Here is a 6,796-nt window from a genome sequence, read left to right as displayed (position 1 = left end):
GTGTAATCTCGATTGGGGACTCTTTCATTCTAGCACCGAAACAGTCCCCTTCCTCTAACGTATCAACTGCTACTTCGTTGCGGTGAGTGTTGGCTTGGTTCTAAACGATCCTGAGACGCGACCAAAAATTTAGGTCAGAGAGGGTTCCAGACGAAGCTCCGTACCCGGTTGACGCCGTCATCGACTGTACGGCATCTGTCACCGATGACTAGTTCACCGAGTTCGACGTCGTCGTCACAACAGGTAGCACCGCAGCAGACGGGACGGTCGACACTGCAGTTCGTGTAGCCGAGACGTGCGCCAGTGATGCCGTCACGATAGCCCTCGTCACCGGTGATCCAACCGCAGCCGATCTAACCCGGTTTGAAGATGCCTTCGGGGTGGTCGTTCTGATCCAGCAAGAGTAGTGAATCTGAGAACTCGCGAAAGACGTGTACACCCTATTTTCCCAGCCGATGCTGCTACGGGCAGACCATGCTCACATCAACTCAAACCTGCGAGACGTGAGCGTCGTTAGGCTGTCCAGGAGCGTCGGAGCTCGTGAGGAACTACCTGCGCTCATTGACGGCTGTGGTGGTCCCGAAAACGTGGCACTGGGCTACGTGGAAGTTGGCATCGGGTTCACGCTGAACCACGACTACGTCGTCGGCGACGTTTCTGGATGCCGTGACTCAAACGGCCACGTTCACTTCGATCTCGTATCTGGTGAGGCCTCGATCCATTGTGTCCTGTTTGGCTTTCGCCGAAGCCGAGCACGTATCGAACCCGAAGACGAGATGTGGGTGGTGGTTCGAGGCGATTTGTCCTTCTACGAACCACAGGGCTCCTGTTCGATACTCGCCACTGACATCGTTGACATGGGCGAAAGCGAGTACAGCCAAATCTATGCCGATAACAAGCAATTGCTCGCAGAGGACGGGCTGCTTTCAGCATACTTTGAGGTGGAGCCTCCGGCCTCAAGGAGCGACCGAAGGGAGCGAGTAGGCCGGGGAGGAAACCGACATGATACTGAGTAACTGTTAAGTTTCATCTCACCGTACAGATTACTAGTGCTGTGCTGGCACAAGTCCCGCACAGTACGGGCCGCAGTAGCCCGGCCATAATGGTGGGTTCGCCGACCCCGAAGGGCGTTCGGTAGGCAGGGCGTACAAAACGCCCAGTCGCGTCAACTGACGGCGAGGACCACATCAAAGCCCTACCCTCAACGAGCGAGCCTGTTAGTGCGAGCGAAGTAGGGTAGGGTCGGTTACATGAGCGCAAGCAACCGCTGCGGGAACTTCCGGAAACGATCGGGCTCGTAACCTCGGCCGATAGCGACGCTCGCGTCGACGCTGTCACAGCCATACATGCCCGCTACCCCGCTGTCGACATCAAAGTTCAGCACGCGAGTGTGCAGGGTCCAGACGCCCTCCAAGAGTTGATGAGTGGTGTCGCAACCCTTGATGAAGACGCCACGGTCGACGCTCCAGTACCAACTTCAACGCGCAGAAGAGTGGTTAGCGAAACTCTTCGTTGGTAACGCTTGAGAGGCTTTAGTTTACAGTGAGGACTACTTTGCCCCGTCCGTGGCCCTTTTCAACGAGACGATGGGCTTCAACAACTTCTTCGAGTGGAAACGTTTCTCGGATATGCGGGCGTACATCCCCGTCATCTATGAGCGTCCGGATCTGGTTGAGGTACTCAGCATTCGGTTCAACAAACACAAGCTTTCCTTCAACATTGTACTGGTCGGCCTTCTCCTGTTCTGGTTCGCGGAGTAGCGAAACTAACACACCACCGTCGGTGAGAACCTCGAACGATTTGGTGAGCGTTTCGCCTCCGACCGGGTCGATTACGACGTCAACGGGATCCAACACCTCCTCGAAATTCTCCTCGCGGTAATTCACGAACTCATCAACACCAAGCGCCCGGAGATACGCTTCATTACTTCCGGATGCAGTTCCAATGACGTGTGCACCGTGTTCGTGCGCGAACTGTACCCCCATATGACCGACACCACCAGCAGCTGCATGCATTAACACCCGGTCACCGTCAGAAACGTCTGACGCGTCGAACAATGCCTGCCAGGCTGTCAGTGACACCATCGGAACCGCAGCCGCTTCGGAATGCGAGAGCGAGGAGGGCTTTCGAGCGATCTCGTCAGCAGGTGCAGTTACGTATTCGGCGTACGTACCAGCCAGTGTCGGGAAACGGAGCATTCCATAAACTTCCTCTCCCAGCTCCCAACTGCTCACGTCCTCACCAAGTGCTTCAACACTACCGGAAACATCCCAGCCAGGTGTAATCGGGAACGAGACGTCCTGATTAAGGTCGCGAACGTTCTGTCCGAGACCGGCGTTCTTTGAGTCTCGGGTCTTCCAATCGATAGGATTCACTCCTGCGGCTTCGACACGGAGCAAAACCTCATCGGCTTCCGGTTCGGGGATCGGGGCCGTTTCGTGTTTGAGAACCTCTTCGTCACCAAGCTCGTGATAGCGAACAGTCTGCATTGAGTCTGTCATCGGGTACAACTGATGCTTGGAGAGCAGAGGGTATAGCGGTTATGTCGGCTTGAGCCAGTTAGTATCTTGGTCGTGTTGCAAAGTCCTCTAGAGTTCAGTAGCAACTGACTCCCTTGAGGAAAGGGACGCCTCTGGTGTCCACTCCGAGAGGTGTCCCATGCACGCCACAATCGACGTGCGGTTGACCGTTAGCATCGACGACGACAAAACGATACCGCTGGCCACACTTGCCGAGTTCATTACTGATCAAAACATCGAATCAGTTCTTCTCGAAGGCCTTGTCGAGAGCCTCGACGCGGCCCGCGTCGAGGCACTCTGTGGCGAGAAACACGCACACGGTAACGGTGAACAACGCTTCCAACGCCGCGGCACCGATACTCGAACAGCCGTCACAACTGCCGGAGACCACGAGTTCAGCCTCCACTACGTTGAGGATACCGCCGCAGACCACGACGAATCCAGTTACTTCCGGCCCGTCGAAGATGTTCTCAGCTTCGACGGGCAGAACCGCTATCAGCAGGACATCGCAGCCACTAGTGTCGATCTCGCCACCTCGCTCAGCTACCGTGATGCTGCTGATCACGGCGACGGCATCTTCGAACAGATGCCGTCGCCATCCACCATCAACCGCCGTGTCAGAGAATATGGCGGTAAGCTCAAGCAGTTTCTTCCAGACTGTGTCGCTGATACAGAAGCTGACGCTGTCATTCCTGACGGCACAAAATGCTACAGCCAAGACGACGACCGTTCGTACCACTCAATTCAAGCGACGCTCGGCGAAGATACCGCCGATAACTCACGCTCTCTGCTGGATCTCTCGGTGAACGCTGATTGGAACAAGACAGCCGCCGAACTCGATGACATGGATGCAGTCACTGACGACGCGACGGTCGTCAGTGACGGAGATCGTGGCATTGTCACGGCCTTTACCGACGAATCTCATGATCACCAACTTGACCTTGTCCACGTCGGCCGAACGCTGGACTACTATCTCTGGGATGACGGTATCTTTCCACTAGATCAGCGTAACGAGATCGTCTCGGAGGTAATCGGCGAGGTGTTCCATCTGAAGAACTCGGTCGCTAAGCACCGTCCAAACGAAGAGTTCGCGGCGATCCGCGAGCGGATCGCACGAACGACCGAGCGTATCGAGAAGACAGCGTGGCAGTTGGATCAGTACGGATCAGAGAAGGCTGCGGGGTATCTCCAGGGGTGGTTGCCGTCAATCGTGACATTTGCTGAGGCAGCTATCGAGGGGTTCGAGGTGCCGTGGACCTCGAACCCCGTCGAACGTCTAATGGGGGAAGTCAGCAAGCGGTGTAAGAACCAGTGGATGCGCTGGACAGCAGAGGGACTAGAGGCGTTGCTCCAACTTCAGCTCGTGAAGTATGCTGATCCATCTCACTACCAGCTGTTCGTTGATGAACTGCTCCAGCGATCAACCAAAACAGCAATGAGCTGTGACCTCTCAACTGAAAGTATCAGAGGCAAACTCTAGAGGACTTTGCGACGCGACCAAGAACCTGGGTGAGAACATCACGCCAATCTGCAGGATGTGATGCGTCCTCTCCGGGCGTTGGTGCATCGGGTCCGGGATGGATGTGGTCGCGGTCGTTGTGAGTCGAGGGGTGTCTATCCCACCGGTGGTCGAACTCCCCATTCTTGTGTTCTTCGTGGTAGTGAAGCGAGAAATCACCGTTTTCGAACCACACTATTTCCAGACGAGCTTCCAGTACACTCGGAGGATAGAATCGGTTGTCATAGAGACACGCTAAACGACCAGGGGCGAACTCTGGGAGCTCCTCAACACGATAGAAGCGATCGTCAAAAGAAAGCCGATCCCGAATGATCTCAACTCGGTCAGAATCTACCGCAGCACCACTAATTTGACCGTCTCCCTCCTCTTCCCTGCCTGTCATACCGCAGATTGGACATTAGCAGCATCTCCTGACTCCGTCCTGAGAGCTCGTTCGAGAAGCGCAATACGTCGACGTGCTGTTTGCCACTCAGAGAGTCGCTCCCAAACGTCCTCGAGGGGTTGGTTAGTGTCTTCTGCATACTGTGTGATAGAGATCTCGTCCGGAGAGGTGGTGTTGAATTCGTTTTTGATCTCTTTCACGCGCTCTGATTCCGTCTTGAGGAAATCAAGCAATGTTTCGGAGGTGTACTCTCGACGCAGTGTCTGCACACGTCGCCAGTTGAGGTACTCTTGATTTCGTTCATACGTGGCAGGTGAGTCTGTGACCTGTGTCACGATCCCCATCTGCTGGAACCACTCTAGGTACTCACGTGCAGCATCCACACCGCGCCCTGCAAGATCGGCTACTTCTTTGGCTGTTGCAGGACTGTCCAAACCGAGGACAGCATCGAAGAAGTCATCACGAGTCCGACCACCACTGACAACCTCTTCCGGCGAAGTCAGTTCGTCAAAGTCTGGAATCGGTTGGTCGTCGACACTGACTTTCAGTTCGGAGCGCGGTTCATCCATGCATCACCAAGAAAGAGAAACGGAATAAATCTTGCCCCAACGCCATAATACGTTCAATAGGTGTTCGCTGATAACTCCGAGCAGAGTAATGTCGCAGAAAGATAAATGAAAACTTAGTATACTCGTTTATATGTAAACTATATCTAATCCTCGTTCTGGAGTCTTCAAGTATACTCTCGCATACCAGCTCACAGGACTTCAGTCGTAGGTTGCTGACACTTCAGCCCCTGCCAGTCGATGTGCTTCGTCAACTTGGATAGCAGCCTTCGTAATCGCAAGGTTGCGACGTGTCGACTGCCACTGTCCGACATCACTCCATCCCTTGTCGCCGGGTTCGAGTTCGATCACGAGATCCTCGGGACTTTCAACATCGAAGGTCTCGCGGAACTCCGCGATTGATTCTTTCATCTCCTGGATTCCCTCGACAAGTTCTTGATGTGAACACGTCGTCCGGAGTTCTTCGATCCGTCTATCGACGAGTCGACCTTGATTACGTTTGTATAGAGTAGTACGGCCGTCCTGGTCGGTAGTGCCGACTCCCTCGTCAACGAGTTCGTTGAGATACTTCCGGGTAGTCGGCTCACTCACGTGAGCACGGTCTGCAATGGTGCTCACTTTCGAGTAGGTGGTTGTCTCCTCAAGTATCTCTTTGACACGCTCTCTGGCCGTTGTTGAGGATTTCCAGTCATCGACCACCTGTTCGTTGATGTCGGTCATTGCTGTTGATTCGAACCCGTGGTAAAATATCTTTCTCAGACTCGCATATATTACCTAGCGGTAGTGAATCGAATCTGACTTACTCGGATCTCCTATGTGCAGATATTTTTGTAACCTCACCCATTGTATCGGTCTTCGAGGTCATCAAGAGCACGCCAGAATTGTTCGTTGTTGACCGGTGGGTCTGTTGATGCTCTCGCCTCCAGGACGCCAGCGTATGTATCGAACTCCTCAACAGTCGTATCAGCCGCTAGAACACAGTCAGCGTAGCCATCAAGAGCAGTCTGGATTGTCTTCGCATAGTGGTCGTACGCTCCGTCGATCCAGTTAGATTTCTCGTCGACCTCTTCAAAGACTGCTCTATAGACAGTCGAAGCTGCCAGATACCGTTGGCGATCACGATACTGTTCGGCAATCTCAAAAAATCGAGAGAAGTCTATAGCCTCAAATACGACCGGATCAGCGTGCTGTTCAAACAATTGGGCGATCTCCTCGCGATAGGCCTCTACAGATTTGTGGTCGTCCCCGAAGCGTGCGAGAAACTGGTCGCGGAGCTCGGGATATGTGCCAAATACATCACCAACAAACTCTCGAAGCCCATCAGCCGACACGTCCTCAAGAACGGTCTCAACGCGTTCACTTTCGTCCTCTGGTGGACCTTCGACGATATCAAGGAGTACTGCAACGATATGCTTGCAGTCGCCACGACCGTCGTATGGACACGTACACCGCGTATCGATACTGGCACCACCAAAGTCGACCGTCACGTCATAGAGCTTTGATCCAGCAACGCTCGCGGTAACGAGATCACCAAATCGGTCCAGATGTTGGGCTCGTCCCTCGTCAGTATAATTTTTCCCACGGTTGAATACTGCATCAGTACTCCGGCTCTGAATCGTCTGTTTGTCGATATTGATGCTCATGTCTAACTCTTCGATACGAGGAAGGAATAATGAACCATATCAGCCTGTCCAAGAAACACCGACAGAAACGTCAGATTCTGTAGCTCTTGAGCGTTCATCACGGCAAATTTATCTAGCTGAAAACACTATACTGCGTAAGGATTTACTCGTGACGTTTAATTTTATCC

Annotated in this window: 8 protein-coding genes; 3 read left to right on the top strand and 5 right to left on the bottom strand. The window is 53.6% G+C overall.

What is annotated here, in order from left to right; translation table 11 throughout:
• The first annotated feature begins 503 nt into the window (after window positions 1-503).
• Together O2S87_RS17630 and O2S87_RS17625 are read left to right on the top strand one after the other, a co-directional pair.
• Window positions 504-1,016, top strand: coding sequence for an exodeoxyribonuclease VII large subunit (locus tag O2S87_RS17630; RefSeq protein ID WP_475410059.1), 513 nt, complete (start codon window positions 504-506; stop codon window positions 1,014-1,016).
• 251 nt (window positions 1,017-1,267) lie between these two features.
• The gene (locus O2S87_RS17625) at window positions 1,268-1,519 is read left to right on the top strand and encodes an exodeoxyribonuclease VII large subunit (protein ID WP_475410060.1); all 252 of its coding nucleotides are present in this window, start codon (window positions 1,268-1,270) and stop codon (window positions 1,517-1,519) included.
• A 13-nt stretch (window positions 1,520-1,532) separates the two neighbouring features.
• Here the strand turns inward: O2S87_RS17625 and O2S87_RS17620 are convergent, their stop codons facing one another.
• Complete coding sequence (locus O2S87_RS17620) at window positions 1,533-2,501, bottom strand: NADP-dependent oxidoreductase (protein WP_475410058.1); 969 nt, start codon at window positions 2,499-2,501, stop codon at window positions 1,533-1,535.
• Window positions 2,502-2,658: 157 nt separating this feature from the next.
• Between O2S87_RS17620 and O2S87_RS17615 the strand changes: the two genes are divergently transcribed.
• On the top strand, window positions 2,659-3,999 hold the full coding sequence (locus tag O2S87_RS17615) for an ISH6 family transposase (RefSeq protein ID WP_475410057.1): 1,341 nt from the start codon (window positions 2,659-2,661) through the stop codon (window positions 3,997-3,999).
• Here the strand turns inward: O2S87_RS17615 and O2S87_RS17610 are convergent.
• The 4 genes from O2S87_RS17610 to O2S87_RS17595 form a co-directional block, all read right to left on the bottom strand.
• Complete coding sequence (locus tag O2S87_RS17610; protein ID WP_475410056.1) at window positions 3,983-4,420, bottom strand: toxin-antitoxin system TumE family protein; 438 nt, start codon at window positions 4,418-4,420, stop codon at window positions 3,983-3,985. The genes O2S87_RS17615 and O2S87_RS17610 overlap by 17 nt on opposite strands.
• Window positions 4,417-4,989, bottom strand: coding sequence for a DUF7342 family protein (locus O2S87_RS17605; protein WP_475410055.1), 573 nt, complete (start codon window positions 4,987-4,989; stop codon window positions 4,417-4,419). The genes O2S87_RS17610 and O2S87_RS17605 overlap by 4 nt, the downstream gene beginning before the upstream one ends.
• Window positions 4,990-5,187: 198 nt before the next feature.
• The gene (locus tag O2S87_RS17600) at window positions 5,188-5,706 is read right to left on the bottom strand and encodes a DUF7342 family protein (RefSeq protein WP_475410054.1); all 519 of its coding nucleotides are present in this window, start codon (window positions 5,704-5,706) and stop codon (window positions 5,188-5,190) included.
• A gap of 116 nt (window positions 5,707-5,822) precedes the next feature.
• Window positions 5,823-6,629, bottom strand: coding sequence for an SWIM zinc finger family protein (locus tag O2S87_RS17595; protein WP_475410053.1), 807 nt, complete (start codon window positions 6,627-6,629; stop codon window positions 5,823-5,825).
• Window positions 6,630-6,796: the final 167 nt, after the last annotated feature.

It is taken from the genome of Halohasta sp. A2 (genome assembly GCF_056175805.1).
Note: the sequence above shows the minus strand (reverse complement) of the source record. Positions and strands in the feature narration are given on the sequence as shown.